The sequence below is a fragment of the Ferrovibrio terrae genome, from assembly GCF_943371255.1.
GTDB classification, from domain to species: Bacteria; Pseudomonadota; Alphaproteobacteria; order Ferrovibrionales; family Ferrovibrionaceae; genus Ferrovibrio; species Ferrovibrio terrae_B.
Genome location: NZ_CALRUC010000017.1, coordinates 26,550 through 52,385, shown reverse-complemented (window position 1 = coordinate 52,385; position 25,836 = coordinate 26,550). Strand labels below are relative to the sequence as shown.

Annotated in this window: 26 protein-coding genes; 14 read left to right on the top strand and 12 right to left on the bottom strand. The window is 65.3% G+C overall.

What is annotated here, in order from left to right; all coding sequences use genetic code 11:
* Together AAG799_RS06190 and AAG799_RS06185 are read right to left on the bottom strand one after the other, a co-directional pair.
* Positions 1-595, bottom strand: a 595-nt coding sequence (locus AAG799_RS06190) for an MFS transporter (RefSeq protein WP_341894930.1), incomplete at its 3' end; no start/stop codon positions are given.
* Positions 596-809: 214 nt separating this feature from the next.
* Entirely contained in the window at positions 810-1,859 is a 1,050-nt protein-coding gene (locus AAG799_RS06185) for a Rieske 2Fe-2S domain-containing protein (protein ID WP_341894929.1), read from the bottom strand.
* 234 nt (positions 1,860-2,093) lie between these two features.
* Here AAG799_RS06185 and AAG799_RS06180 point away from each other — a divergent pair, with 234 nt between their 5' ends.
* Both AAG799_RS06180 and AAG799_RS06175 read left to right on the top strand, forming a co-directional pair.
* Positions 2,094-2,585 carry a hypothetical protein gene (locus AAG799_RS06180; RefSeq protein WP_341894928.1) on the top strand — a complete coding sequence of 164 codons (492 nt, stop codon included), beginning with the start codon at positions 2,094-2,096 and terminating at the stop codon, positions 2,583-2,585.
* 134 nt (positions 2,586-2,719) lie between these two features.
* Positions 2,720-3,622 (top strand): EamA family transporter, encoded by a 903-nt coding sequence (locus AAG799_RS06175; protein WP_341894927.1) that lies wholly within the window; start codon positions 2,720-2,722, stop codon positions 3,620-3,622.
* On the opposite strand, the gene AAG799_RS06170 is transcribed toward AAG799_RS06175, so the two are convergent.
* Positions 3,581-4,819, bottom strand: coding sequence for an MFS transporter (locus AAG799_RS06170; protein ID WP_341894926.1), 1,239 nt, complete (start codon positions 4,817-4,819; stop codon positions 3,581-3,583). The genes AAG799_RS06175 and AAG799_RS06170 overlap by 42 nt on opposite strands.
* 81 nt (positions 4,820-4,900) lie before the next feature.
* Between AAG799_RS06170 and AAG799_RS06165 the strand changes: the two genes are divergently transcribed.
* Positions 4,901-5,686 carry a helix-turn-helix transcriptional regulator gene (locus AAG799_RS06165; RefSeq protein ID WP_341894925.1) on the top strand — a complete coding sequence of 262 codons (786 nt, stop codon included), beginning with the start codon at positions 4,901-4,903 and terminating at the stop codon, positions 5,684-5,686.
* A 107-nt stretch (positions 5,687-5,793) separates the two neighbouring features.
* Here the strand turns inward: AAG799_RS06165 and AAG799_RS06160 are convergent, their stop codons facing one another.
* Genes AAG799_RS06160 through rmuC form a run of 3 tightly spaced genes read right to left on the bottom strand, consistent with a single transcriptional unit; the run spans position 5,794 to position 8,179 of the window.
* On the bottom strand, positions 5,794-6,216 hold the full coding sequence (locus tag AAG799_RS06160) for a cupin domain-containing protein (protein WP_341894924.1): 423 nt from the start codon (positions 6,214-6,216) through the stop codon (positions 5,794-5,796).
* Positions 6,213-6,848 (bottom strand): exopolysaccharide biosynthesis protein, encoded by a 636-nt coding sequence (locus tag AAG799_RS06155; protein ID WP_341894923.1) that lies wholly within the window; start codon positions 6,846-6,848, stop codon positions 6,213-6,215. The genes AAG799_RS06160 and AAG799_RS06155 overlap by 4 nt, the downstream gene beginning before the upstream one ends.
* Entirely contained in the window at positions 6,845-8,179 is a 1,335-nt protein-coding gene (gene rmuC, locus AAG799_RS06150; protein ID WP_341894922.1) for a DNA recombination protein RmuC, read from the bottom strand. The genes AAG799_RS06155 and rmuC overlap by 4 nt, the downstream gene beginning before the upstream one ends.
* 94 nt (positions 8,180-8,273) lie before the next feature.
* Here rmuC and def point away from each other — a divergent pair, with 94 nt between their 5' ends.
* The 3 genes from def to truA all read left to right on the top strand — a co-directional run bounded on the left by def (position 8,274) and on the right by truA (position 10,682).
* Positions 8,274-8,792, top strand: a complete 519-nt coding sequence (def, locus tag AAG799_RS06145) for a peptide deformylase (protein ID WP_341894921.1) — start codon at positions 8,274-8,276, stop codon at positions 8,790-8,792.
* 38 nt (positions 8,793-8,830) lie between these two features.
* The gene (gene fmt / locus AAG799_RS06140) at positions 8,831-9,760 is read left to right on the top strand and encodes a methionyl-tRNA formyltransferase (protein WP_341894932.1); all 930 of its coding nucleotides are present in this window, start codon (positions 8,831-8,833) and stop codon (positions 9,758-9,760) included.
* Positions 9,761-9,938: 178 nt separating this feature from the next.
* Positions 9,939-10,682 carry a tRNA pseudouridine(38-40) synthase TruA gene (gene truA, locus AAG799_RS06135; protein ID WP_341894920.1) on the top strand — a complete coding sequence of 248 codons (744 nt, stop codon included), beginning with the start codon at positions 9,939-9,941 and terminating at the stop codon, positions 10,680-10,682.
* Positions 10,683-10,722: 40 nt separating this feature from the next.
* On the opposite strand, the gene AAG799_RS06130 is transcribed toward truA, so the two are convergent.
* The 3 genes from AAG799_RS06130 to dapE all read right to left on the bottom strand — a co-directional run bounded on the left by AAG799_RS06130 (position 10,723) and on the right by dapE (position 13,267).
* Positions 10,723-11,325: a DUF6624 domain-containing protein gene (locus AAG799_RS06130; RefSeq protein ID WP_341894919.1), complete on the bottom strand. Its 603-nt coding sequence runs from the start codon at positions 11,323-11,325 to the stop codon at positions 10,723-10,725.
* Between the two features lie 165 nt (positions 11,326-11,490).
* The gene (locus AAG799_RS06125) at positions 11,491-12,066 is read right to left on the bottom strand and encodes a hypothetical protein (protein ID WP_341894918.1); all 576 of its coding nucleotides are present in this window, start codon (positions 12,064-12,066) and stop codon (positions 11,491-11,493) included.
* Positions 12,050-13,267 carry a succinyl-diaminopimelate desuccinylase gene (gene dapE, locus AAG799_RS06120; RefSeq protein ID WP_341894917.1) on the bottom strand — a complete coding sequence of 406 codons (1,218 nt, stop codon included), beginning with the start codon at positions 13,265-13,267 and terminating at the stop codon, positions 12,050-12,052. Before dapE ends, AAG799_RS06125 begins: the two co-directional genes overlap by 17 nt.
* Before the next feature lie 230 nt (positions 13,268-13,497).
* On the opposite strand from dapE, the gene secA reads away from it, so the two are divergent.
* Positions 13,498-16,218, top strand: a complete 2,721-nt coding sequence (gene secA / locus AAG799_RS06115; protein ID WP_341894916.1) for a preprotein translocase subunit SecA — start codon at positions 13,498-13,500, stop codon at positions 16,216-16,218.
* A 155-nt stretch (positions 16,219-16,373) separates the two neighbouring features.
* Positions 16,374-17,372, top strand: a complete 999-nt coding sequence (locus AAG799_RS06110; protein WP_341894915.1) for a DUF2891 domain-containing protein — start codon at positions 16,374-16,376, stop codon at positions 17,370-17,372.
* Here AAG799_RS06110 and AAG799_RS06105 read toward each other — a convergent pair.
* Positions 17,369-18,337 carry a hypothetical protein gene (locus AAG799_RS06105; RefSeq protein WP_341894914.1) on the bottom strand — a complete coding sequence of 323 codons (969 nt, stop codon included), beginning with the start codon at positions 18,335-18,337 and terminating at the stop codon, positions 17,369-17,371. The genes AAG799_RS06110 and AAG799_RS06105 overlap by 4 nt on opposite strands.
* Positions 18,338-18,442: 105 nt before the next feature.
* On the opposite strand from AAG799_RS06105, the gene AAG799_RS06100 reads away from it, so the two are divergent.
* From AAG799_RS06100 to AAG799_RS06080, 5 genes are all read left to right on the top strand, one after another.
* Positions 18,443-19,069: a LysE family translocator gene (locus tag AAG799_RS06100; RefSeq protein ID WP_341894913.1), complete on the top strand. Its 627-nt coding sequence runs from the start codon at positions 18,443-18,445 to the stop codon at positions 19,067-19,069.
* 2 nt (positions 19,070-19,071) lie between these two features.
* Positions 19,072-20,259 (top strand): epoxide hydrolase family protein, encoded by a 1,188-nt coding sequence (locus tag AAG799_RS06095; protein WP_341894912.1) that lies wholly within the window; start codon positions 19,072-19,074, stop codon positions 20,257-20,259.
* 20 nt (positions 20,260-20,279) lie between these two features.
* Positions 20,280-20,735: a MaoC family dehydratase gene (locus AAG799_RS06090; RefSeq protein WP_341894911.1), complete on the top strand. Its 456-nt coding sequence runs from the start codon at positions 20,280-20,282 to the stop codon at positions 20,733-20,735.
* A 195-nt stretch (positions 20,736-20,930) separates the two neighbouring features.
* A complete protein-coding gene (locus AAG799_RS06085) occupies positions 20,931-21,569 on the top strand; it encodes a glutathione S-transferase family protein (RefSeq protein ID WP_341894910.1) in 639 nt (212 codons plus the stop codon).
* A gap of 311 nt (positions 21,570-21,880) precedes the next feature.
* Entirely contained in the window at positions 21,881-22,942 is a 1,062-nt protein-coding gene (locus AAG799_RS06080; protein WP_341894909.1) for an ABC transporter substrate-binding protein, read from the top strand.
* Here the strand turns inward: AAG799_RS06080 and AAG799_RS06075 are convergent.
* Positions 22,939-23,805 carry a DMT family transporter gene (locus AAG799_RS06075; RefSeq protein WP_341894908.1) on the bottom strand — a complete coding sequence of 289 codons (867 nt, stop codon included), beginning with the start codon at positions 23,803-23,805 and terminating at the stop codon, positions 22,939-22,941. The genes AAG799_RS06080 and AAG799_RS06075 overlap by 4 nt on opposite strands.
* A 78-nt stretch (positions 23,806-23,883) precedes the next feature.
* Here AAG799_RS06075 and AAG799_RS06070 point away from each other — a divergent pair, with 78 nt between their 5' ends.
* Positions 23,884-24,486, top strand: coding sequence for an alpha/beta hydrolase (locus AAG799_RS06070; RefSeq protein ID WP_341894907.1), 603 nt, complete (start codon positions 23,884-23,886; stop codon positions 24,484-24,486).
* Positions 24,487-24,808: 322 nt separating this feature from the next.
* Here the strand turns inward: AAG799_RS06070 and AAG799_RS06065 are convergent, their stop codons facing one another.
* Positions 24,809-25,762 (bottom strand): acetyl-CoA carboxylase carboxyltransferase subunit alpha, encoded by a 954-nt coding sequence (locus AAG799_RS06065; protein ID WP_341894906.1) that lies wholly within the window; start codon positions 25,760-25,762, stop codon positions 24,809-24,811.
* Positions 25,763-25,836: the final 74 nt, after the last annotated feature.

Here is a 25,836-nt window from a genome sequence, read left to right as displayed (position 1 = left end):
CCGCGCGGTCGCGCAGCAGCAGCACATGTACCGGCAGGCAGAAGACAAAATTGCAGGCGGCCATCAGCAGCAGCGCGTCGCGCCAGCCGAGCGCCTCGATGGCCCAGGCGATCAGCGGCGTGAACACCGTGCTGGCAAAGCCGCCGGTCAGTGTCAGCATGGTGATGCGGGTCTTGAAGCTGTCGGGGAACATCCGCGTCAGCACGGCAAAGACCGGCGTGTAGAGCGTGCCGGCCTGGGCGAGGCCGAGGCCGAACCAGATGGCGTAGAAGATTACGGGATGACCGACCCAGGCCCAGGCGACGAACAGCAGCACCGCCAGCACGGAACCGATGCTCATCACCAGGCGGCCGCCATGGCGGTCGATGATGCGGCCGACCGGATAGGCGGCGAAACCGGCGGTGAGCAGGCCAAGGGAAAGCGCGCCGTTCAGGGTGCCGCGGCTCCAGCCCAGCTCGCTCTCCATCGACACGACGAAAAGCGGGAAGCCGTAGAAGATGGTGCCCCAGGATACCAGCTGGGCGAAGGACAGGGCGGCGACCAGCGGCCAGCCATCCTGGCGCCAGTGTTTTATTTTCTCTGCGACGCGACTCATTGCCAGCGTTATAGCCTGCCGGCTGCGCAGACCGCATGGGTTTTCTGATGTCTGGCGAAAGGACGGGCGACCTCTCGCAGCATTGGTCGATCCCCAACTGCTACCCTCGGATTTATTGCGAGGATCCATTTGCGCGTCCCGGAGCGCCGATGGTGCAGATGAACCCTAGGGACAAGCCCTAGGGTGACGATCTACGATGAACGGAAAATGCCGCTTACTCCGCCGCGTTCTGCAGAGGCGTCGGCATACCCCGGTAAACCTCGCCCTCGCCATGCTGCTTGAACAGCTCGAGCAGGCGCTTGCGCATAATCAGGCCGCCCTTGTCAGATGGCATATGCGCCTCGATGCGGCGGCTGATGTCGATGCAGGCATCGGCATCGGTGGCCTCAAGGATCTCTTTGTCTTCCAGCGTGATCACCGCATCCCAGTCGATCAGCTCCTGCGTGCTGCACTGGTCCTCGGTGTCGTTGCGATACAGCCACTGGACCAGCTGGATCTTGCCATCTTCCATCGGCGTCGCGCAGTTGAAAATGATGTGGCGCAGGCCGCCGGGATATTCCATGTCGAGGCGGCGGCAGAACGGCATGTACCAGTGATTGCGCATATGCCGCGTGGTGGTCGGCGCCGTGGTGCCGGTGACGCGATGGGCAATCGGCGGATTGGCAATCGGCACGATTGATTCGGCATAGAAACCATAATCGGTTTCCTGCATCTCGTATTTCTCCGGCTTCGGCTGGTCGAGCTGGCCGAAGGTGGATTTATGCACGAAGGAGAAATGCGCGTTGTCGAAGGAATTCTCCAGCATGCGGATCGGCGCGCAGTTCCAAACCTCGTAGAACTGGTCGATGCGGCGGAAGCCCGCATCGGTGTCTTCCGGAATATCGAAGATTTCGGCCAGCGGTTCTTCCAGTGCCACCCAGGCATAGCCATAGCGCGGCTGGCAGCGATAGCTCGGCGTCTTCAGCGTGCCCGACACCGCGGCGTTATCGGGGTATTGCGGAATCTTCACGCACTGGCCGGTCTTGTCATAGGTCCAGCCGTGATAGCCGCAGACGATGTTGCCATTCTCGCACCAGCCCTTGGACAGTTTGGCGGTGCGGTGGCAGCAGCGGTCGGCCAGCGCGGCCGGCTTGCCCTCGGCATCGAGGAACAGCACGATATCCTCGCCCATCAGGCGGAAGGGCTTCGGGCCGCCCTGTAAATCGGCAAGTTTGACGGTGGCGTACCAGAATTTACGCAGGGTCTTTTGCTGGGTCGTGAGCATGGGACACGGTGTCCTGTCGCTTGGGCCCCGGACTCCGGCCGATTCTCTTGATGAATCAAGGCCAGGATGGGGATGGGGCCACCAGCCGGCCTACCGCAAATGGTCGCCTCCGCTGGCAGGGTCGAAACCCTCCCCGCCACTATGCAAAACCCGAGCCGATTCGCTAGGGTGTTTTCTTGAAAACCGCCCCATGATGGTACAATATAACACCAACATCCGTTTATGAGGCCTGCCATGCGCCGTCGCCAGTTCCTAGCCGCTTCCGCAGCCGGATTTGCCTGCACGACCGCAGCAAGCCCCGCCCTCGCGCTGTCGCTGGAACCCGCACCGGCCAGTGTGGCGGATCACCTGCGCGTGCCGGCCCCGCATGTGGACGGCGCGCTCGACTGGGACCAGCTGGCCCAGGCCGGCGACAGCCTGTTCCGTGACGGCACCGTCAGCCGCTTTCCCGCCGCCCTGCGCCAGCTCGACGGCCGGCAGGTGGTGCTGTCCGGCTTCATGATGCCGTTCCGCGACGGCGCGGTGCACAGCGAGTTCGTGCTGGGCGCCATGCAGTTCCATTGCACCTCCTGCATGCTGGGCGACCTGCGCCGCATCGTGGCGGTGAAAGCGGCGCAGCCCGTCGCCCGGGCCGACCAGCCGGTGACCATCCGCGGCACCCTGCGCCTGCTGGAAGCAGATGCCTCGCCGCTATATTACCGGCTTGAGGCGGCCCAGACGGCCTGACGCACTGTCTGATCGGGCTTGAACCAGGCCCGGCTTTTCCCTAAACATCGGCTTCCGGCCGGCGGCATCCGTTCCTTTGCACCGCGCGATGCGTAACGCATCGCCGCGCCTTTTTCTTCCGTTCGGATTTACCCATGACCGTCTCCACCGCCGCGCGCGCCAAACTGCGCGCCACCCTGATCGGCACCATCGCCATCTGGCTCTGGGCAGCCCTCGCCCTCTTCACCACGCTCACGCCCAGCGTGCCGGCGCTGCAGCTCACCGCCATGACCTTCTCGCTGTCGGCCATGGCCGCCGTGGCGATGTGGCTGCTGCGCGGCGACGGCGTGCTGAAGCATTTCAGACTGGCACCGGCGGCCTGGGCGCTCGGCATCTTCGGCCTGTTCGGCTATCACGCGCTGTATTTCCTGGCGCTGAAGCTGGCACCGCCGCTGGAGGCCAGCCTGATCAACTATCTCTGGCCGTTGCTGATCGTGCTGTTCTCGGCGCTGCTGCCGGGCGAAAAACTGCGCTGGTTCCATCTTGCTGGCGCAGGCCTGGGTCTTGCGGGAACGGTGATCCTGATCGCCGGCAAGGGCGAACTCGGTTTCGACTGGCGCTATACGGCGGGTTACGCCGCCGCCTTTGCCTGCGCCTTCACCTGGTCGAGCTATTCGGTGCTGAGCCGGCGTTTCGCAACTGTCCCCACCGATGCGGTCGGTGCCTTCTGCGCCGCCACTGCGCTGCTGTCCTGGCTCGGGCATTTTGCCTTCGAGACCACGGCCTGGCCGGCCGACAACCAAGAATGGGCCGCCGTCATCGCGCTCGGGCTCGGCCCGGTTGGCCTCGCCTTCTTCTGCTGGGATCACGGCATGAAGCGCGGCGATGTGCGCGCGCTTGGCACCATGGCCTATGCGGCGCCGCTGCTCTCCACGCTGCTGCTGATCGTATTCGGCCAGGGCGCGCTGACCCTGCCGGTGATCGCGGCCTGCGCGCTGATCATCGGCGGCGCCGTGCTAGGCACGGCCGACCTCAGATCTCATGGCGGACGTCGCTGACGGCTGCAGGTCGCGCGCGGCCTCGGTGGGCGACCCGCCCGGGAAGACCAGCGCCGAGAGGAAAATGCTGAGGCCCAGCACCGCCAGCACGCCGAACAGCATGTCAAAGCCGCCGCCACGGTCATAGACCAGCGCGATCAGCGGCACGGCTGTTGCACTGGCGCCGAATGACAGCAGGTAGCGCAGCGAAAACGCCCGCGCGCGCCATTCATCCGAGGTGTAGCGCGCCACCATGGTGTCGTTGATCGTCACCTGGCCGAAGACGGCGAACATGACGCCGAGGCAGGGCAGGATCAGCCACCAGCTTTCCGTAAAGCCGGCGAGCAGCAGACAGGGCGCCTGCAGGAAGGACACGGCCACGAAGATCTGCTTCAGCGTATAGCGATCCACCAGCCGGCCGATGATCAGCTGCGCCATCGCGCCGGCGAGATAGACCACGAAGACCAGCAGGCTGATGCCGACCGGCGTGCCGATCAGGTCATGCATGCGTTCTGAAAACAGCTTGGGCAGCGCAATCGTCGCCGCATTGAACACCACGCCGCCGCTGACGCCCACCACGGCCAGCACGGCGAAAGCGCGGATGGCAATGGCGCGCGGCACCTTGATCTGCGGCTTGCCCTTGCGCGGCGGGCTGGCATGGTCGGGCACCATGAGCAGATAGGCGATACCGAAGCCAATCGAGACCAGGCCTGGAATGAAGAAGGCGAAACGCCAGCCAAGGAACTGCGCAATCGCGCCGGTCACCAGCGCGGCGCAGGCGACGCCGACATTGCCCCAGACGCCGTTGGTACCGAGTTCGCGGCCGAGCTTTTCCGAACTGAGCGATTCCGCGTGGGCGGTGAGCATCGCCGTGCCGACCGGATGGTAGATCGAGGCAAACAGGCCGATCAGCGTCAGTGCCACCGCCAGCATCCACAGCGATGTGGTGCTGCCGGCGAAAATCGCCGCCGCGCCGATGCCGATGAAAAACACGCCGAGCATGTTGCGCCGGCTCCACTTGTCGCCGAGCCAGCCGGAGGGAACCGAGCCGGCACCGAAGGCGATGAAACCGCCGACGGACAGCGCCAGCAACTCGCCGTAACTGCGGCCGAAATCCGCCTCCATCGCCAGCACCGCGGTGGGGAAGATCAGCATGAACATATGGTCGAACAGATGGGCGATGTTGACGTAGTTGATCACCCGGCGGGCCAGCGGCATGGACGGAAACTCCCCTTGATCGGGGAAAGATAACCCTGTCTGATAGAAATCGTCCTGCCTGTTTCTGTCGAGAATCGGACAATGAAGTCGGCCCGCAGCACCAATGCCGAGGATTACCAGCGCGTTGCCCGCCCGGTGGCGGCGATGCCGAAGGATTTTCCGTCCGGCCACCATATCGCGCCGCACAGCCATGAACGCGGCCAGCTGATCTATGCCACCACCGGCGTGATGCGGGTGACGACAGAGCATGGCACCTGGGTGGTGCCGCCGCAGCGCGCGCTGTGGATTCCGCCCGGCATCGCGCATGAGATCCGCATGAGCGGCGCGGTGGCGATGCGCACGCTGTATATCGCTGCCGATACCGCAGCCGCCCTGCCGGCCGGCTGCCAGGTGATCGAGGTTTCCGACCTGCTGCGCGCGCTGATCCTCGCCGCCATGGAGGAGCCGGTGGATTACGCCGCCGGCAGCCGCGGCGAGGCGGTGGCGCAACTGCTGCTGCATGAACTGCGCGGCGTGGCGGTGGTGCCGCTGCATCTGCCGCTGCCGCAGGATGCGCGGCTGCAGGCAGTATGCCGGCTGGTACTGGAACGCCTGAGCGACAATACCGATATCGAGACACTGGCCCGCACTGCCGGGATGTCGAGCCGCAGCCTGGCGCGGCTGTTCCAGCGCGAGACCGGCCTGGGTTTCCAGGCCTGGCGCCAGCAGGCGCGGCTGGCCGAGGCGCTGGCGCAGCTCAGCAGTGGAAAGGCGGTTGCGCTGGTGGCACGCGATCTGGGCTATGCCAGCCCGGCGGCGTTTACGGCGATGTTCCGCCGCAGCCTCGGCACCACGCCGGGGCAGTATTTTTCAAAAGCACGCCCGTAAACAAAAAACGTCACCCTCGGATTTATTCCGAGGGTCCATCTGTGCGTTCCGATGCGCGGATGGTTGGGATGGACCCTTGGGACAAGCCCAAGGGTGACGGTGTTTGCTTACGGCGCCCAGCCCTTGGGCGCCAGGGTGAAGCCGGCGAAGTCGAAGCCCGGCGCCACGGTACAGCCAACCAGTGTCCAGGCGCCCAGAGACTCCGCCGCCTGCCACCAGCCGGTCGGCACCACGCCCTGCGGGCGCTGGCCGGCGGCGAGATCATTGCCGAGCGTGATCGCCTGCACGGTCGCGCCGTCCCTCTCGGCCAGGCGGAGCTGCAGCGGCGCGCCGGCATGCCAGTGCCAAGTCTCCACCGCATCCACTGTATGCCAATGCGATGCCTCGCCCTGCTGCAGCAGGAAATAGATCGCGGTGGAAAAGCTGCGGCCGTTGGCATCCGTGGCGGTATCGCGGAAGGTCTCGATGTAATGCCCGCCTTCGGGATGCGGCTGCAGGCCGAGCAGGCGGATGACCTCCGCGGCGGTCATGCGAAGAGCCGCTCCAGCAGCGCCAGTCCGACATCGAGCAGGAACCAGACCCAGGCCGCACCGATCACGCTGACCGCCATGCCGGCGATCACAATTGCGCCGTCGCGTTCGATCTGGCCGATGGCGATCAGGATGATGGCCCAGGCCGGGATCAGGTTGCCGAACGGGATCGGGAGCGACAGCAGCACCGCATTCCACAACACCAGCGCGCCGATCAGGCGGCTGCTGTCGCCGCCGGCCAGATGCGACAGGCGTGGCCGGATATAGCGCTCGATCCGGATGATATATGGCAGGGCGGGCCGCAGCAGGCGCGCCACATCGGCGCGGCGGAAGCTGCGCCGGCGCCAGCTGGCGGGAAACCACGGCGTACTGAAGCCCAGCAGCATCTGCACCGAGAGCAGCAGCAGCGGCGCGCCCAGGATGGCAGAGAGTCCCGGCGCGATCGGCGCCGGAATGCCGTTGGGCAGCGCGAACACCAGCACCAGCAGGCCGAAGCTGCGTGCGCCAAAGGCCTGCAGCAGCTCGTCCAGGCTGATGCGGTCATCCTCCCAGCCGTCACACAGGGCGGCAACGATATCGCTGATCTTTTCCGGCGCGGAATCGGCCGGCGTGGATGGCGCCTGGTCGTTCATTTGCCGTCCAGCCCCGGCAGGCGCGGCGCGGTGACTTCCTCGACGTCGGCCTCGATCACATCATCGGTGCGATGCACATTGACCTCAAAACTGGGCAGCGCCGCCGGCGCGCTTTTCGATGGCCGGATGCCAAGCTGCGCCAGTTTGCGCACGCGCGGCAGCAGGCGGGTGTTGACCGAGCGGCTGAAGCTTTCGAACTGCTCGGTCGCCTGCTGCAGGCCGCGCCCCATCTTCTCGGCCAGCGTCAGCGCCGTGGCGGTCGATTCGACCAGCAGGGTGACGGCATCGATGATCTTCTGGTGATTCTCGGCCTGGCGGCCGCTGTCGATCTGCATGCGCGAAAAGGCGATCAGCGAGAACAGCGAGGACGGCCCGGCCAGGATCACATCGGCCTGGATGGCGCGCTGCTCAAAATCCGGCGCCGCCAGCCGCAGCTTTTCCACCGCCGCATCATTGGGCAGGGTCATCGCCACGATGCTGCGCTTGAGCGCGCCGCCGCGGTTCGAATCCTTGTAGGCCGCCAGTACGGCATTGCCGTAATCCTTCGCCGTCAGCGCGCGCAGATGCGTGGTCATGCGTTGCGCCAGCTGGGCCAGCGCGGCGGCCTCGGCGCCTTCGCCTTCGGCCTCGGCATGATCGAGCAGCAGCTTGGAGGCTTTGGAGTCGACCACCAGCACGGCATCGCCGGGCAGGAAGATCACCGCATCGGGGCGCAGCGCGCCGCGGTCGCTGTCGCCGGCGATGTGATGCTGCAGGATGAAGTCGATGCCCGGCTGCAGGCCGAAGGCCTTCAGCGTGTTTTCCAGGCCGATCTCGGCCAGCCGGCCGGCGCCGCCGGGATGCGACAGCATGCGGTGCATGGCCTCGACGCGGCGGTTGTCCTGGCCCTGCTGCGCCACGGTGGTGGCCACCACCTGGGCCACCTCGGCCATCTGCTTCACCACCGCCTCGGTGACGCCCCTGACCTTCTTTTCCGATTCTTCCTTCTGCGCCTCGCCCTCGCGCTTGAAGTCGGCCAGCAGCTTGCTCGACATCTGGCCGGCCGATTCCAGCGCCGCCGCGCGGGCCGCCATGGTGGCGGTTTCGGCCAGTTTCTCGAAGGCCTGGCTTTTCACCGCCAGTTCGCTGCGCAGGCCGGCGGCGGCGCGTTCGGCCTCCAGCCGGGCGGCCTGGGCGGTGGCGGCCTCGTCCCGGGCCTGGTCCAGCTGGTCGCGCAGCTCGGCCAGCAGGGCGGCCTCGCCAGCCCCCCCGCCGGCCTTCCTGAGCAGCAAAACCAGCAGAATCAGCACCATCGCCAGGCCGGCAATGCTGGCGATCGCGAGAATCGGCATTATATCCATGGGCATGAACGTTAAATAACAGCGGGCTTGACGGACTGCCAGCCCGCAGCCTATTTCACGCCCGGATTATCACGGATTTTAAGCTATGGCCCAGTTGCCGATCATTGTTGCCCCGGACCCGATCCTGGAAACCGTCTCGACCCCGGTCGAAGCGGTGACGGACGCGGTGCGCCAGCAGCTGGATGACATGCTGGAGACCATGTATGCCGCGCCCGGCATCGGCCTGGCCGCCATCCAGGTCGGCATCGCCAAGCGCATGCTGGTGATCGATGTCTCGCGCGAGGGCGACGCGCGGCAGCCGCTCTTTATCATCAACCCGGAAATCACCTGGGTGTCGGATGACGACCAGCTCTATGAAGAGGGCTGCCTGTCGCTGCCGGAACAGTATGCCGAGGTGGAGCGCCCGGCCGAGGTGAAGGTCAGCTATCTCGACCGCGACGGCAACAGCCAGGAGCTGCATGCCGAGGGACTCCTCGCGGTCTGTCTTCAGCATGAGATGGACCATCTCGACGGCGTGCTGTTCGTCGATCACCTGTCGGCGCTTAAGCGCAACATGATCCTGCGCAAGCTGCTGAAGCAGAAGCGCCTCGCCGAAGCCGGCTGAGCCGGATAAAATTCCATGACCTCGTTCCCATGAGTAAGCTGCGCCTCGTCTTCATGGGCACGCCGGATTTCGCCGTGCCGGTGCTGGAGGCTTTCCTCAAGGCCGGTGACGAGATCGCAGCCGTCTACAGCCAGCCGCCGCGTCCCGCCGGCCGCGGCCAGAAGCTGACCCCCTCGCCGGTGCAGGCCTGCGCGGAACAGCATGGCCTGACGGTGCGCCACCCGGTCAGCCTGAAGACACCGGAGGCGCAGGCCGACTTCGCCGCGCTGAAGGCCGATGCCGCCGTGGTGGTGGCCTATGGTCTTTTGCTGCCCAAACCGATTCTGGATGCGCCCCGGCTCGGCTGCTTCAACCTGCATGCCTCGCTGCTGCCGCGCTGGCGCGGTGCGGCACCGATCCAGCGCGCGATCCTGGCCGGCGATACCGAGACCGGCGTCTGCGCCATGCAGATGGATGTCGGCCTCGATACCGGTCCGGTGCTGCTGCGCGAGACCGTGGCGATCACCCCGCGCATGACCATCACCCAGCTGCATGACGACCTGGCGCGCGTCGGCGCGCCGCTGATGGTGCGCGCGGTGCATGACTTTGCCGCCGGCACAATCCGGCCGCAGCCGCAGGCGACCGACGGCGTCACCTATGCCGCCAAGCTCAGCAAAGACGAAGGCCGCATCGACTGGACCAAACCTGCCGCCGAGATCGACCGCATGGTGCGCGCGCTCAATCCCGGCCCCGGCACGACCTTTGAGCTGAACGGCGAGCGCATCAAGCTGCTGGCCTGCGAGCCTGTAAGTGCCACCGGCACGCCCGGCACGATGATCGACGATGCCGGCACGGTTGCTTGTGGCGACGGTGCGCTGAAGCTGCTGAAACTGCAGCGCCCGAGCAAATCCGCCGTGGCGATTGCCGATTTCCTGCACGGCCTGCCGCTGCCCCAAGGTACATCTCTCCTGGGAGCGCGGCTTGGTTAAGGCCACCAGCACAAACCGTCACCCCCGGATTTATTCCGGGGGTCCATCTGCGCGTTCCGATGCGCCGATGGTTGGGATGGACCCTCGGCCAAGAGAGTTTCTTGGGCCCGAGGGTGACGCCTTTATAAGACTTGTCATGCCCGGACTTGATCCGGGCATCCGCGCGTTTTTTTAAGCCATGCCGCGCTATCGCCTGACGCTCGAATATGACGGCAGCCGCTTCGCCGGCTGGCAGCGCCAGCGCGACATGCCATCCGTGCAGCAGACCTTCGAGACCGCCGTGCAGGCGATTTGCGGCGGCGAGCTGAGCGTGGAAACCGTGGTGGCCGGCCGCACCGATGCCGGCGTGCATGCGCGCGGCCAGGTGGTGCATTTTGATCTCGCCCGCGATTTCACACCCGACAAGCTGCGCGATGGCCTGAACTTTTACTTGCGCGAAGACCGCATCGCCGTGCTGGATGCCGCCATTGTCGACAGCGACTTCAGCGCGCGGCTCTCGGCCACGGCGCGGCATTATCTCTACCGCATCCTCAACCGCCGCCCGCCGCCGGCGATGGAAGCCGGCCAGGTCTGGCATGTGCCGGTGCCGCTGGATTCAGACGCCATGCATGTGGCGGCGCAGCGCCTGCTCGGCCATCACGACTTCAACAGCTTCCGCTCCACCGAATGCCAGGCGAAGTCGTCGCTCCGCACGCTGGATGCCCTGCGCGTCGCGCGCGTGGCCGACGAGATTCATGTCACCACCAGTTCGCGCAGCTTCCTGCACAACCAGGTGCGCATCATGGTCGGCACGCTGAAGCTGGTCGGCGAGGGCCGCTGGAGCGCCGATGATGTGAGTGCGGCGCTGGCAAAGGCCGACCGCCGCGCGGCCGGGCCGACCGCGCCGCCCGAAGGCCTGTGCCTGATGCAGGTGGATTACTGAGGCAGCGTCAGCTGCGCCAACCAATCGCCCCGGCGCAGCTTTAGCTGCGCCAGCCGATAGCCTTGGCCCAGTCGTCGAAATCCCTGCGCCGCGTGGCGGCCTCGTTGGCCGGCGGCGCGCTTTCGCCATTCTGCTTGGCCTCGGTGCGGCGCTGGCGGATGCCGTCGACCAGCGGGATCAGGTCGGCCAGCGCGCGGCGCGCATCCACGGTTGCTTCATCGGCGATCGGCACCGGGCTCAACTCGCCATTGGCATCCCAGTCGAACTGCGTGCCGTAAACCTGCGGACGGCCTTCGAGCCAGCAGATGCGGTCGGTGAGCAGCGCCACCTGCCAGCGCGGCACATCGCCCTTGGCGGCGGCGGCCTCGATCACTTCAAGACAGGCGCGCATGAAACGCGGCAGGCCGATGGCCTGCTGCACGATCATCCAGGCGGCGGCAGCGCCATCCTCGCCCACCAGCATCCGGCCCGGCCAGCCCTTGGCATCGACGATATCGGCGAGTGTCTTGGCATGGGTGTTGTGCAGATTGCGCAGTTGTTCGTTATAGCCCTGGAACAGGCTGCCATCGGCGGCAAGCACCGCGCGCAGGCGGCGCGCATCCTCGACCATGCCGATCAGCTTCTGGCGCAAACTCTGGTCCATACTGTCTTCCTATCTGCAGCCGTGTGGGGCGGCCTGCCGCAGGCGATCTGATTCGCTGCCGCCTACCCTGCCGTGATGCATCCCACAAGTCCAGCCGGGCGATGGATTCGCCCTGAAATCCGCCGATTCGCCGGTATGGTAAACGCCGTAGGGGAAAGCGCCGGTTCAGGACAGCAGATCAACCAAACGATGCAGCAGCAGGCTGACCATCAGGTCGAGTGCCGCGGCGGCCAGCGCCAGCGGCAGCGGCGCCCCCAGCCCGAGCCGGGCGATGCGCACGACGATGTAAAGCCAGGCCAGCAGCAAAGCGGTGCTCCAGCCACCCAGCGTGCCGGCCGGCAGCAGACCCCAGGTGCTGGCCGCCAGGATCGGCAGCGTCGCCGCCGTGGTGATGCCCTGGGCCCAGTTGTAGAGCACGACAAACACGGCAAAACGCTGGCCCAGGCCATAGAGCCGGCTGAGCCCGGCGATCAGCGCGAAATAGGCCGCCCAGGCGACAGCGAATTTCACCACCTGCACCAGCGCGAAGGCCGTAGTGTCGTCGCCCCAATAGGCCTGCTCAACGGCATCGGGCCGCATCAGCAGCGCATAGGCCACCAGCATGAGCAGTGGCAGCCAGAAGCTGCGCCAGAAGCCATCCAGCGACAGGTCGTAATACAGCAGCGCGCGGCCATCGCCGCGCAGCAGCAGGCCGAGGCCCTTCAGGGCAGAGAGGATCTCGGCCTTATGCGGCAAGGCCATCGAAGAACCGCTGCAGCATGCCTTCATAGACTTTGGAGAGCGCGCGGATATCTTCGACGCCGGCCCGTTCGTCGACCTTGTGCATGGTCTGGCCAACCAGGCCGAATTCCACCACCGGGCAATAGGCCTGGATGAAACGCGCATCCGAGGTGCCACCCGTCGTGCTCAAGTCCGGCATCCGCCCGGTGCCCGCTTTCACCGCTTCCGCCATCGCCGCGACGAACGGCCCCGGTGCGGTGAGGAAAGGCTTGGCGCCGTCTTCCAGCACCAGGTCGAAGCGCGTGCCGAGCAGCGCACGGTTTTCGCCCTGGCCGCCGCAGACCGCCTCGCAGGTGCGCGTGATCCAGCTTTTCAGGCCGCCCGATGTCTGCTCGGTGTTGTAGCGGATGTTCAGCACGGCTTTGGCATTGGCCGGGATCACGTTGTTGGCGGGATTGCCGACATCGATGGTGGTGATTTCCAGATTGGACGGCTCGAAATGCGCGTTGCCGGCATCGAGGCGACGCGCCTTCAGCGCGGCGAGGATATCGAGCAGTTTCGGAATCGGGTTGTCGGCCAGATGCGGATAGCCGACATGGCCCTGCACGCCATGCACGGTCAGCCGCGCGGTCAGCGAGCCACGGCGGCCGATTTTCATCATCTCGCCCAGCCGCAGCGGGTTGGTTGGTTCGCCCACCACGCAGACACTGAGCTTTTCGCCCTTCTGCGCCAGCCATTGCAGCACCTTGTCGGTGCCGTTGATGGCGGGGCCTTCCTCGTCGCCGGTGATGAGAAGGCTGATGCCGCCGGGAATCTTGCCCTGCCGGGCGGCGATGAAGCGGCCGGCGGCGGCGGCGAAGGCGGCAATCGCCGATTTCATGTCGGTGGCGCCGCGGCCATAGAGCTGGCCGTCGCGGATTTCGGCGCCGAAGGGATCGGCCGTCCAGGCGCCGGCATCGCCCACCGGCACCACATCGGTATGGCCGGCGAAGCAGAAATTGGTTTCGCCCTCGCCCCAGCGGGCATAGAGGTTTTCCACATCCGGGGTGCCGTTTGCCGAGAATTTCAGCCGCTCGCAGCGGAAGCCCAGCGGGGTCAGCGCCGCCTCCAGCACGCCCAGCGCCCCCTGGTCGGCCGGGGTCACGCTCGGGCAGCGGATCAGGGCCTGGGCCAGGGTCACGGCATCGGGAACAGTCTGGGGGGGCAGCGGGGCAGCGGACACGGATAGGCCTTTCGATGGATGGGCGATGTAACCCCTTGAATTGCCGCGGGTCAATGCGGCCGGGCTGCCCGTCTGGGCCAGTCGTTTTTTGGCCGATTCGGCGGAGTTATGCCGCAGGGCCGCTTCGTTGACATGGAGGGGGGCAATGCATATCTAATGCCCCGGTTTCCGTTGCGCCGGTTCTCGTTGCGCGACGCGGATTTAGCGCATTTCCCAGGGGTACGGCATAGATGTTCGGCGCGATCGCCAAGAAGCTGTTCGGTTCGGCCAACGACCGTGCCGTCAAAAGCTACCTGAAGTCCGTCCAGGCGGTGAACGACCTGGAAGCCCAGATGGCCCCCCTGAGCGATGCCGAGCTGCAGGCAAAGACCGCTGAATTCCGCCAGCGCCTGGCCGGCGTCGATGGCAAGCCGGGCGCCGATCTGGACGACCTGCTGCCCGAAGCCTTTGCCGTGGTGCGCGAGGCCGCCAAGCGCGTGCTGGGCCAGCGCCATTACGATGTGCAGCTGATCGGCGGCATGGTGCTGCATGATGGCCGCATCGCCGAGATGAAGACCGGCGAAGGCAAGACGCTGGTCGCCACGCTGGCCGTCTATCTCAACGCGCTGCCCGGCAACGGCGTGCATGTCGTCACCGTGAACGATTACCTCGCCCGCCGCGACGCCGAATGGATGGGCCGGGTCTATCGCTTCCTCGGCCTGAGCGTCGGCGTCATCGTGCACGGCCTGGACGATAGCGAACGCCGCGCGGCCTATGCCTGCGACGTCACCTACGGCACCAACAACGAATACGGCTTCGACTATCTGCGCGACAACATGAAGTTCCGTCGCGAGGACATGGTGCAGCGCCCGTTCAGCTTCGCCATCGTCGATGAAGTGGACTCGATCCTGATCGACGAAGCGCGCACGCCGCTGATCATCTCCGGCCCTTCGGAAGACACCACCGACCTGTATGTGAAGGTCAATGCGCTGATCCCGCAGCTGGTGCCCGAGGATTACGAGAAGGACGAGAAGCAGCGCTCGGTCAACTTCACCGAGAACGGCACCGGGCATATCGAGGAAATCCTGCGCGACGCCGGCCTGCTGAAATCCGACTCGCTCTACGACATCGAGAATATCGCCGTCGTCCACCATGCCAACCAGGCGCTGCGCGCCCATGTGCTGTTCACCCGCGATGTCGATTACATCGTGAAGGATGACAAGGTCATCATCATCGACGAATTCACCGGCCGCATGATGGAAGGCCGCCGCTATTCCGATGGCCTGCACCAGGCGCTGGAAGCCAAGGAAGGCGCGGCCGTCCAGACCGAGAACCAGACGCTGGCCTCGATCACCTTCCAGAATTACTTCCGCATGTATCCCAAGCTGGCCGGCATGACCGGCACGGCCTCAACGGAAGCCGCCGAATTCGCCGACATCTATCGCCTGGAAGTGGTCGAGATCCCGACCAATGTGCCGGTCGCCCGCCTGGATGGCGATGACGAGGTCTATCGTTCGGCGCGCGAGAAATACGACGCCATCGTTACCCTGATCGGCGAATGCCGCGAAAAGGGCCAGCCCCTGCTGGTCGGCACCGTATCGATCGAGAAATCGGAACTGCTGTCCGACTTCCTCAAGCAGAAAAACATTCCGCATCACGTGCTGAATGCGCGCCACCACGACCAGGAAGCCTTCATCGTCGCCCAGGCCGGCCGGCTTGGCGCGGTGACGATTGCCACCAACATGGCCGGCCGCGGCACCGACATCCAGCTCGGCGGCAATGCCGACATGCGCATCCTGCAGGAAACCCAGGGCATGGAGGGCGAGCTGAAGGCCAAGATGGAGGCGCAGATCCGCGCCGAAGTGGCGGTGGAGAAGGACAAGGTGCGCGCTGCCGGCGGCCTCTATGTGATCGGCACCGAGCGCCATGAAAGCCGCCGCATCGACAACCAGCTGCGCGGCCGTTCCGGCCGCCAGGGTGATCCGGGCGCGTCGAAATTCTTCCTCTCGCTGGAAGACGACCTGCTGCGCATCTTCGGCTCCGAGCGCATGGACAGCATGCTGCAGCGGCTCGGCCTGAAAGAGGGCGAGGCGATCATCCATCCCTGGATCAACAAGGCGCTGGAAAAGGCGCAGCAGAAGGTCGAGGCGCGCAACTACGAGATCCGCAAGAACCTGCTGAAATTCGACGATGTGATGAACGACCAGCGCAAGGTCATCTACGAGCAGCGCATCGACATCATGAGCGCCGACAATGTCGCCGACACGGTGGGCGACATGCGCGACGAGATCGTCAACGACCTGGTCACCCGCCATATCCCCGAGCGCGCCTATGCCGAACAGTGGGATGCCGAAGGCCTGCAGGCGGAAGTGGCGCGCATCTTCTCGATGGAACTGCCGATCGTCGACTGGGCCAGGGAAGAGGGCATCGCCGAGCAGCAGATCCGCGAGCGGCTGCTCGATGCGGTGGAGCGCCGCATGGCCGAGAAGGCCGCCAATTTCGGCCCCGATGTGATGCGCATGGTCGAGCGCAGCCTGCTGCTGCAGGTGCTTGACCAGACCTGGAAGGAACACCTGCATCACCTGGACTACCTGCGCCAGGCCATCGGGCTGCGCGCCTATGCGCAGAAGGATCCGCTGAACGAATACAAGCGCGAGGCCTTCTCGCTGTTCGAGCAGATGCTGACCCGCGTGCGCGAGCAGGTGACATCCATCCTCGCCCGTGTCGAGGTGCGCGCCGAGGAACCGCCGGCCGACCTGTTTGCGCGGCCCTCGGTGCCGATGCATGAAAGCCGCGGCGAGGCGCTGGAAGGCGGCAGCGACGACGACGCCCTGCCGGCGCGCCCGGTGTCGCAGTCGCGCGCAGCCGTCACCGTCGACCCCAACGATGAATCGACCTGGAAGGCGACGCCGCGCAATTCGCCCTGCCCCTGCGGTTCGGGCAAGAAATACAAATACTGCCACGGCAAGTGACGGCCCTTTAACAAGCCGTCATCCCCGGGCTTGTCCCGGGGATCCATCTGCCGGTCCTGTCCGGTTATGACCAAGCCGCAATGGGAATGGACCCTCGGGACAAGCCCGAGGGTGACGGTCTTTGTTGTGACGGATGACTGTGCCATCATCCCCGCATGACCACGCTCACCCTCGCCCAGGCCGAACGTTTCGCAGCCCTGCCGCTGCGCAATCTCGCCACCGAATACCCCAACAGCCTGGCACATTTCGCTCATGGGCCGGACGACATGCAGCCGCCGCACAAGCTGCATCCGATCTTCTGGGGCAGTTACGACTGGCATAGCTGCGTGCATGGCTGGTGGCTGCTGACGCGCTGCCTGCGCCGCCATCCCGATCTCGCCGCCGCGCCGCAGGCGCTCGCGCTCTATGCGCGCTTCTTCACCCCCGAGGCTGGCGCAGGCGAAGCGGCCTATCTCGATGCGCCGGGCCGCGGCACCTGGCAGCGGCCCTATGGCTGGGGCTGGCTGCTGGCCTTGAGCGCCGAACTCGCATTGTGGGATCACCCGCAGGCAGCCAGCTGGCGCGCGGCGCTCAGGCCGCTGGAGCAGCGCATCGTCGCGCGCTTTCCCGCCTATATGGACAAGCTGACCTACCCGATCCGCGTCGGCACCCATTTCAACACGGCCTTCGGCCTGCTGCTGGCGCTGCACTATGCGCGCATCACCGACGAGCCGACGCTGACACCGGCGATTGCCGCCTATGCCGAGCGCGTCTTCCGCGCCGATGTCGACTATCCGGCGCATTACGAACCCAATGGCGACGATTTCCTCTCCGGCGGCCTGGTCGAGGCGCTGCTGATCGCCGAGCTGATGCCGCAAACCGACTTTGCCGCCTGGTGGAACCGCTTCCTGCCCAATGCCACAACCGTGTTCAGACCCGCCATCGTGGCGGATCGCGCGGACGCCAAGGGCGTGCATCTCGATGGCCTGAATCTCAGCCGCGCCTGGTGCCTGCGCGGCATCGCCGACGGCCTGCCGGGCGACCAGTCGGGCCTGCTGCAATCGGCCGCCGCGCATGAAGCCGCCAGCCTGCCGTTTCTCGAAAGCGGCGACTACGGCGGCGAACACTGGCTGGCGACCTATGCCGCGCTGGCGGTGGAAGGGCTGGACGGCTAGGGCCAGCGCCTGCCTTCTATGGCGAAGGAAATACGCGCCCCCTTGTTGTCGATGCCTTCACCGATATAGCCACCGTTTATGGTATTCGGACGGAAACTGCCCTTGCCGGTGGTGCCATCCGGGCACTCGACGTTCCATCTGCCACGGCCATTACTTCCCAGCAATGAAATGCCAGGGCAAGCTTTCTCCTGATCGGGCAAATGCACCTCCAGCCGCGCCCCCGTCTTATCCGGTTCAACCGTCAGTGTCCCCGACAGCGGACTTGGCCGTCCCTGCCATGACACAATCACTGAGAGGACATTTTCTGTTGATGTCGCAGATACAGGCGCGACCGGCACATGAGTGACTATAAATTGCGGTGGCGATGCCCCCTGAGCCTTGCCTAGTCCCTCAATAGACAGGCGCGACAGCACCAGTTGGACATCGGCTTCGGAAAGCGTATAGCCCCTGATGGCGCAGTAATAGCCCATAAGCGTTTCGCCGCCGGTTCTAAATTCAGGGTTGGGAGAGCCGCGGCCGAAAAGCCCGCCAAATGCCACGCATGAATTCCCCATGACGTTAAAACGGCGATACTCAATCAGTCCCAATGGGGAGGATGCATTGAGGTGCTGCAGGTCGACCCAATCGATATGCCATAGATTCAATTCACCATAATAGAATGGCAAGTTGCCGCTAAAATCCACAGGCCCTCGCATGACATATCCGGATGCGGCCACTGTCAGGCGAATATGGGCATAGGCATCATTGCCGCCACTGCTGTTAAAGAAATACCTGACACTGCGGCTGTTTCGACTGGGGCTGCCCGGGCTGACCCATTCTTCGCTTCGCGTCGGAAAGGCCGAAATACCTGGCGGATCAAAACCAACCCAGCTCTGAGCGGGCGAAAATTCGATCCATCGGCCCTGTGCCATAGCGGAAACGGTCGAGATCATCACAGCAATTACCACAAGAAGAGCCGACTTCATCAGATTGCCTTTTCTGAACTCTCGATAAATCCCAATACCTGCAACGGCGCATATTGCCAAGGCGAGTATTCTGTGGCTCGCTCATCGCATACAAGAGGGAACCGCATGCCCGTCAGCCCCGAACTCTGGCTCGCCTTCGCCGCCGCCGCCACCGTGATGATCCTGATCCCCGGCCCCACCACGCTGATGGTGCTGGGCCATACCATGGCCGGCGGGCCGCGCCGCGGCGCGCTCAGCCTGATCGGCGTCACGCTGGGCGACATCTGCGCCATCACGCTGTCCATGCTCGGCTTCAGTGCCCTGCTCGCCACCTCGGCTGAAGCCTTCACGGCGATGAAATGGATCGGCGCCGCCTATCTGCTCTGGCTCGGCATCAAGCTGTGGCGCGCGCCACCGATGGACCTGACGCCGGTCAGTGCCGGCGCGTCCACCGCGCGCGATGCCATCCTGCAGACCTTCATCGTCACGCTGCTGAATCCGAAGGGCATCCTGTTCTTCGCCGCCTTCCTGCCGCAGTTCATCGACCCGGCCCGGCCGCTCTGGCCGCAGGTGGCGGTGCTGACCCTGACGATGAATGTGCTGGCCGCCAGCATCCAGGGCTGCTGGATCGCCATGATGGGACAGGCGCGCAACCGCATCGTCAGCCCGCGCGTGCTGAAGACCATGAACCGCGCCGGCGGCGCCATGCTGATCGGCGCCGGCATGCTGACCGCCACCCTGAAGCGCAGCTGACCATGCTGCGCCTCGCGCCAGCGGCGGAAAAATTCTCCATTGCAATCCCCGAGGCGGCACTGGCCGACCTCAAGCAGCGGCTGGCGCGCACGCGGTTTCCCGCCGAGCCCGCCGATGCCGCCTGGCAATATGGCAGCAACGGCGCCTATATGCGCCGCTTCATCGGGCACTGGCAGACGCAGTTCGACTGGCGCCAGTGGGAAGCGCGGCTGAATGCCTTCCTGCAGTATCGCGTGCAGCTCAAGCGGCCCGATACCGGCACGCTGCAGACGATTCATTTCCTGATCGAGCCGGGGTCAGGAGACTCACCGCGCCCGCTGCTGCTCACCCATGGCTGGCCCGGCTCGGTGCTGGAATTCATCGACGTGATCGAGAAGCTGGCACACCCCGAACGCTCCGGCGGCAAGGTGGAAGACGCCTTCACCGTGATCTGCCCCACCCTGCCGGGCTATGGCTTCTCGATGCCGCTGGAGAAGCCGATCGCGCCACGCGCCATCGCCAGACTGTGGCGCGACCTGATGGTGGAGGTGCTGGGCTTCAGCCGCTTCCTGGTGCAGGCCGGCGACTGGGGTTCGATCGTCTCCAGCTGGCTTGGCGCCGATTATGCCGATCATGCCGCCGCGCTGCATCTCAACATGGTGCCGCTGCGCCCGCCGCTGACCAAGGACTCCGCGCCGCTCAGCGCCGGCGAGAAGGAATGGGTCGCCCATACCAAAAAGCTCTATGCCAGCGAGGCCGGCTATTTCGCCATCCAGAGCACCAAGCCTTCCACGCTCGGCTATGGCCTGAGCGATAGCCCGGCTGGCCTGGCCGGCTGGTTCATCGAGAAATTCCACGGCTTCCCGCGCGCCCCGGCGGAGCAGGGCCCGCCCTTCGATCTCGACCACCTGATCGCCAATGTGGCGCTCTACTGGCTGACCGATACGGCCACCACCTCAACCTGGATGTATTACGCCGCCGTTCGCTCCGGCGACATGGCGCTCAAGCCCGGCGAATTCGTGCGCAGCCCCACCGGCTTCCTGCTGCCGCCCTGGGATCTGGTGCCACCGCCGCCGAAAGGCTGGCTGGAACGCGGCTATAACGTGACGCATCGCCACGATCTCGAGCGCGGCGGCCATTTCGTGGCGATGGAACAGCCCGAGGCTTTCGTCGCCGATGTGCAGGATTTTTTCCGCAACATGGTTGTCTAAGCCAAGAAGAGTCAGGCCCGATGAGCAAGAGCGAACGCTGGTTTGAGGATTACACGGTGGGCGAGATCATCCGCGCCGATGGCCGCACGATTTCGGAACCCGAAATCCTCGCCTTTGCCTTCACCTACGATCCGCAGCCCTTCCATATCGACAAGCTGGCCGCCGAGCGCTCGCCGTATCAAGGCCTGATCGCATCCGGCTGGCAGACCGCGCTGCTCGGCTTCCGCATGCTGCTGGATGCCGGCCTGCTCGGCAAGGGCAGCATGGGATCGCCGGGGCTGGACGAGATCCGCTGGTTCATGCCGGTGCGGCCGGGCGACACGCTCTATGGCCGCGCCAGCATCGAGGACAAGCGCGAAAGCGCATCCAAGCCCGACCGCGGCATCGTGAAAATGAAATACTGGATCGAGAACCAGGCGGGCGACACCGTGATGCATTTCTTCGGCACCCAGATGGTGCTGAAACGGCCAGTATAGAAAACAGCAAAGGCCGTCACCCTTGGGCTCGTCCCAAGGGTCCATCCCGACCATCCACGCATCGGAACGCGCAGATGGACCCTCGGAATAAATCCGAGGGTGACGACTTTCACTTTATGGGCATGGTGGCTTGACTCATCCCCACCACCGCCCTTTCTCAAGTCGACGCAAACTCAGTCCGAGGGAAACACCATCATGTCCGTCACGCTCTATTACGGTTCCGGCTCGGCCTATGCCTGGCGCGTCTGGCTCGCGCTGGAACACAAGCAGGTGCCGTATGAGCTGAAGGTGCTGTCCTTCAGCGAGGGCGACCTCAGGACGCCGGACTATACAAAGCTCAACCCGCGCCAGCGCGTGCCCACTCTGGTGGACGATGATTTCGTCATCCGCGAATCGGCCGCCATCATGGAATATGTCGAGGAGCGCTGGCCGCAGGCGCCGCTGTTTTCGAAAGACCTGCGCGAGCGCGCCGGGCAGCGCCGCATGATCCGCGAGGCCGACGACGATGTGGGCACCAAGGTGGGCGAGCTGTTCGGCGCCGTGTTCGCACCGCCGGACAAGGCCGATGCGGCGAAACTGGCCGCGGCCGTGGCCGATGTGAAGGCCGAAATCGCCAACTGGGAACCGCAGATCGCCGGCGACTATGTGAATGGCAGCGCGGTCTCGGTGGTCGACTACACGCTGTATCCGCATCTTGCCATCATCGGCCGCTTCCAGCTGCGCAAGCCCGAGGCGATTCCCGCCGATATCTTCAGCCCCAAAGTGGGCGCCTGGATGGATCGCATGAAGGCGCTGCCGATCATGCAGAAGACCTGGCCGCCGCACTGGAAGTGAGAGAGTGCCCGGCGCGAGTACCCCACACCACAAACCGTCACCCTTGGGCCCAAGAAGATCTTCTTGGCCAAGGGTCCATCCCAACCATCCGCGCATCGGAACGCACAGATGGACCCTCGGAATAAATCCGAGGGTGACGCTTCTTTCAGGCGGCAAGGCCGCCGGGCGCGGGGATGACGGCTGTAGCCGTTAACGCGCCCTGCCGCGGACTCGGGCATCTGCCCAAAATTCACGCAATAAAATTGCGTGACGCAAAACAAGGCTCATTCTAGGCTCGTGCATACAATCACAAGCCAAAAGGGCGCCTTCCCATGACCGCAACCCGCTTCCACCTGACCCGTCGCGCAATGCTGGCAGGCACCGGCGCCACCGCGCTGGGCACTGCCGCCGCCTTCACGCCCAAGCGCATCTTCGCCCAGACCACGGCGAAGACCGCGGTGAAATTCTCGCTCAACCTGCCGCGTAACGGCACCAACTCGCCCTTCATCTACGCGCTGGAGAAGGGCTACTTCGCCGCCGAGGGTATCGAGATCACCGCGATGGACCCCGCCGCCGGCGCCGATGCGCTGCAGCGCGTGTCGTCCAACACCTATGATGTCAGCTTCGCCGACCTCACCTCGCTGGGCGAGTTCTATGCCAGCTTCCCCGAGCAGGTGCCGCTCGCGGTGTTCAACATCTACAAGATCACGCCAGCCGCGATCATCAGCTGGAAGACCGCGAAGATTTCCAAGCCGTCCGACCTGGTGGGCAAGACCGTCGGCGGGCCGCTGACCGACAACGCCTACAAGCTGTTTCCGGTGTTCTTCAAGGCCAACGGCCTCGATCCCGCCAGCGTGAAGTTCAACAACGTGGATCTGCGCCTGCGCGAAAGCCAGCTGATGCGCCGCGAGGTGGATGCCGTCACCGGCTTCGATTCCACCGTGTGGATCAACCTGAAGAGCCTCGGCATGAAGCGCGAGGATGTCTCGATCATGCTCTATGCCGATCACGGCCTGGATTTCTATGGCAACTCGGTGGTCGTCTCGCGCAAATTCCTGAAAGACAACGAGGCCGCGATTCCCGGCCTGTGCCGCGCGGTGTGCCGCGGCTGGCAGGATGCGATGAAAGACCCCAAGGCGGTGACGGATTCACTGCTGAAGGCCGATGCGCTGCTCAAGCACGACATCGAACAGGAACGCCTGCAATGGGTGATCGACAACCAGGTGAAGACGGCGGAAGGCAAGCAGCTCGGTCTCGGCGCCATCGACCCGGCCCGGCTGCAGCGCGCCATCGCCACGATTGCCGGCGCTTATAACCTGGCGAAGGTGGCACCGGTGGAGGCGATCTGGTCGAGCAAATACCTGCCCTCGGCCGAGCTGCGCAAGATCGCCTAGGCCACCGTCGTCACCAGGCAGATCACGCCGATCACCGTGAGGCCTGCCCCGATCAGCATGCGGGGCAGGTTCTCGCGCTGGCGCAGCGCGATCCAGCCGATCACCAGCGTGAACAGCGGAAAGGTGGCGACCAGCGGCGCCACCACGGCGACCTCGCCGCTGCCCAGTGCTGCGAACATGCAGAGCACGGCGGCGCCGTTGCACAGGCCCAGCCCGACAAACCAGGCCGCGCCCGGCCGGCGCAACTGCAGCACCGGCCGGCGCAGCAGCAGGCAGGCCGAGAAAATCATGGTGACCGAGACGACATAGCCGATGGCAGCGGCCGCCAGCGGATCGGGCCACAGCGCGAGGCCGAGCTTGGCAATCGGCTGCACGAAGCCGCGGATCGCCGCGCCCAGCACCGCACAGCCCATCGCCAGCCAGAGCGGGCCGTGCACGGTGCCGGCCGTGCGCGGCGCGCGCAGCAGCACCAGCAGCCCCGCCGCGATCACCAGCAGGCCGATCCATTGCAGCGGCCGCGGCAGTTCACCCAGCAGGATTGCCGCCAGCGCCACGGCGAAGACCGGCGAGAGATTGCCGATGCTGGCGGTCAGCACCGGTCCGACACGCCGGTTGGCTTCGAAGCCGAGCAGGGTGACGGCGGCGGGAAACAGCATGCCGCTGAGCGCGAAATACAGCGCGGCCTCGCTGTGCCATGCGGCAGGGTCAAAGCGCAGCGCAAACAGAATGCACAGGATGGCGGTGGCGCTCGGCAGGCTGATGGCCGCGCCGGTCAGCGGTTCGATGCGGCGCAGGCCCTGCTGCCCCAGCACCAGGGCCAGGCCGAGCAGAAAGGCGGCGGCAAGGGCAAGACCGACCACCATCTCTGCGCATCCTCCAGGGTATCAATCGGGACAATCTAAACATCGGCGCCCCGGAAGATCGATGATAATTCTAGGGGCATGACGCATCTTCTCTTCCTGCCCGGGGCCGGCGGCTCTGCTGAATTCTGGCAGCCGCTGGCAGACCTGCTGCCCGACACCTATGCCAAGACGCGGCTGAACTGGCCCGGGCTGGGCCATGAAAAGCACCGGCCCGGCTTCGACAGCCTGGAAGCGCTCACCGCCCATGCCGCCGCGCATCTGCACGACGGCAGCAACGTGGTGGTGGCGCAGTCGATGGGGGGCATCTTCGCGCTGCGGCTGGCCCTGCTCTATCCGCAGAAGGTCCACAGGCTGGTGCTGACGGCGGCCAGCGGCGGCATCGACGTGATGCGCTTTGGCGCCAGCGACTGGCGCCCGGCCTATCGCGCCGAATACCCGCAGGCCGCCGCCTGGATCACCGAGGCGCGCGCCGACCATACAGCCGAGATCGCCAGCATCGCGCAGCCATCGCTGCTGCTATGGGGCGATGCCGATACGGTGAGCCCGCTGGCGGTCGGCCGGCATCTCGCCCGCCTGCTGCGCAACAGCCGGCTGCAGGTGATCGCCGGCGGTACGCACAGCTTCGCGCAGGACCACGCCGCCGAGATCGCGCCGCTGGTGCGGGATTTCATCGCATCATAAAAAAAACCGTCGTCCCCGCAAAAGCGGGGACCCAGTCCAGCCGACGCCTGGATGCCCGCTTGCGCGGGCATGATGTGGTATATCTTGAATGTGCCGTACGCAGCGCCATCTGTTCTGCGCTGCTGTTGGACATCGTCTATCTGAGTACCGAACCAGACTGGATCGAACCGGATCGCATCGGATCGAATGGGATCGTATCGGATCCAATTGGCTTCACTTGGCCTGCAATGGGATCGACTTGGCGCGCGATTGGATCGCATCGGCGGCCAACCGGCCCAAGCAGGGCCTGCACAATCAGCGACTTAGCCGTGATCAGAGCTGATTAAAGCCCGTTTGAACCCATATCGAGGAATTTGCGCCGGCGCGCTTCGCGTAAGGAACCCGGTTCCTGGCCGGCGAGGCTGCGCAGATTGGCATCCAGCGCGTCGCCAAGCGCCGCAATCGCCTGGGCCGGATTGCGATGGGCGCCGCCGAGCGGCTCCTTCACGATCTCGTCCACCACTTTCAGCTTCAGCAGGTCTTCGGCGGTGATGCGCAGCGCCTCGGCGGCATCCTGCGCCTTGGAATTGTCGTTCCACAGGATGGCGGCGCAGCCTTCGGGCGAGATCACCGAATAGATCGCGTGTTCGAACATCAGCACGCGGTTGGCCGCCGCCAGCGCCACCGCGCCGCCCGAACCGCCCTCGCCGACAATCGCGGCGACCAGCGGCACGCGGATGTCGAGGCAGCAGTCGATGGCGCGCGCAATCGCCTCGGCCTGGCCGCGCTCCTCGGCCTGCACGCCCGGATAGGCGCCGGCGGTATCGACCAGTGTGACGACCGGCAGGCGGAAACGGTCGGCCATGCGCATCAGGCGGATCGCCTTGCGATAGCCTTCCGGCTTGGCCATGCCGAAATTGTGCTTGAGGCGGCTTTCGGTGGTGCGGCCTTTTTCGTGGCCCATGATCATCACCGCGCGGCCGCGCAGGCGGCCGATGCCGCCGGTGATGGCGCCGTCTTCGGCGAAGGCACGGTCGCCGCAGAGCGGCACGTAATCCTGCACCAGGCCGGCGACATAGTCGGCGAAATGCGGGCGGTCCTGGTGGCGCGCCACCTGGGTTTTCTGCCACGCGCCAAGTTTGGCATAGGTGGCCTGCAGCTGCTGGGCCGCCTTGGCCTCCAGCCGCTCCAGGTCATCGGCAATGTCGCTGTTGCCCTGATCGCTGAGCTGCTTCAGCTCGGCGATTTTCGCCTCAAGTTCGGCGATTGGCTTTTCGAATTCGAGATAGGATCGCATGGGGGCCTCGTTTAGCATGGATCGGGGCCCCGCACAAACCCCGCAAGTCCTTGTTTAAGACCGATTTTACACCG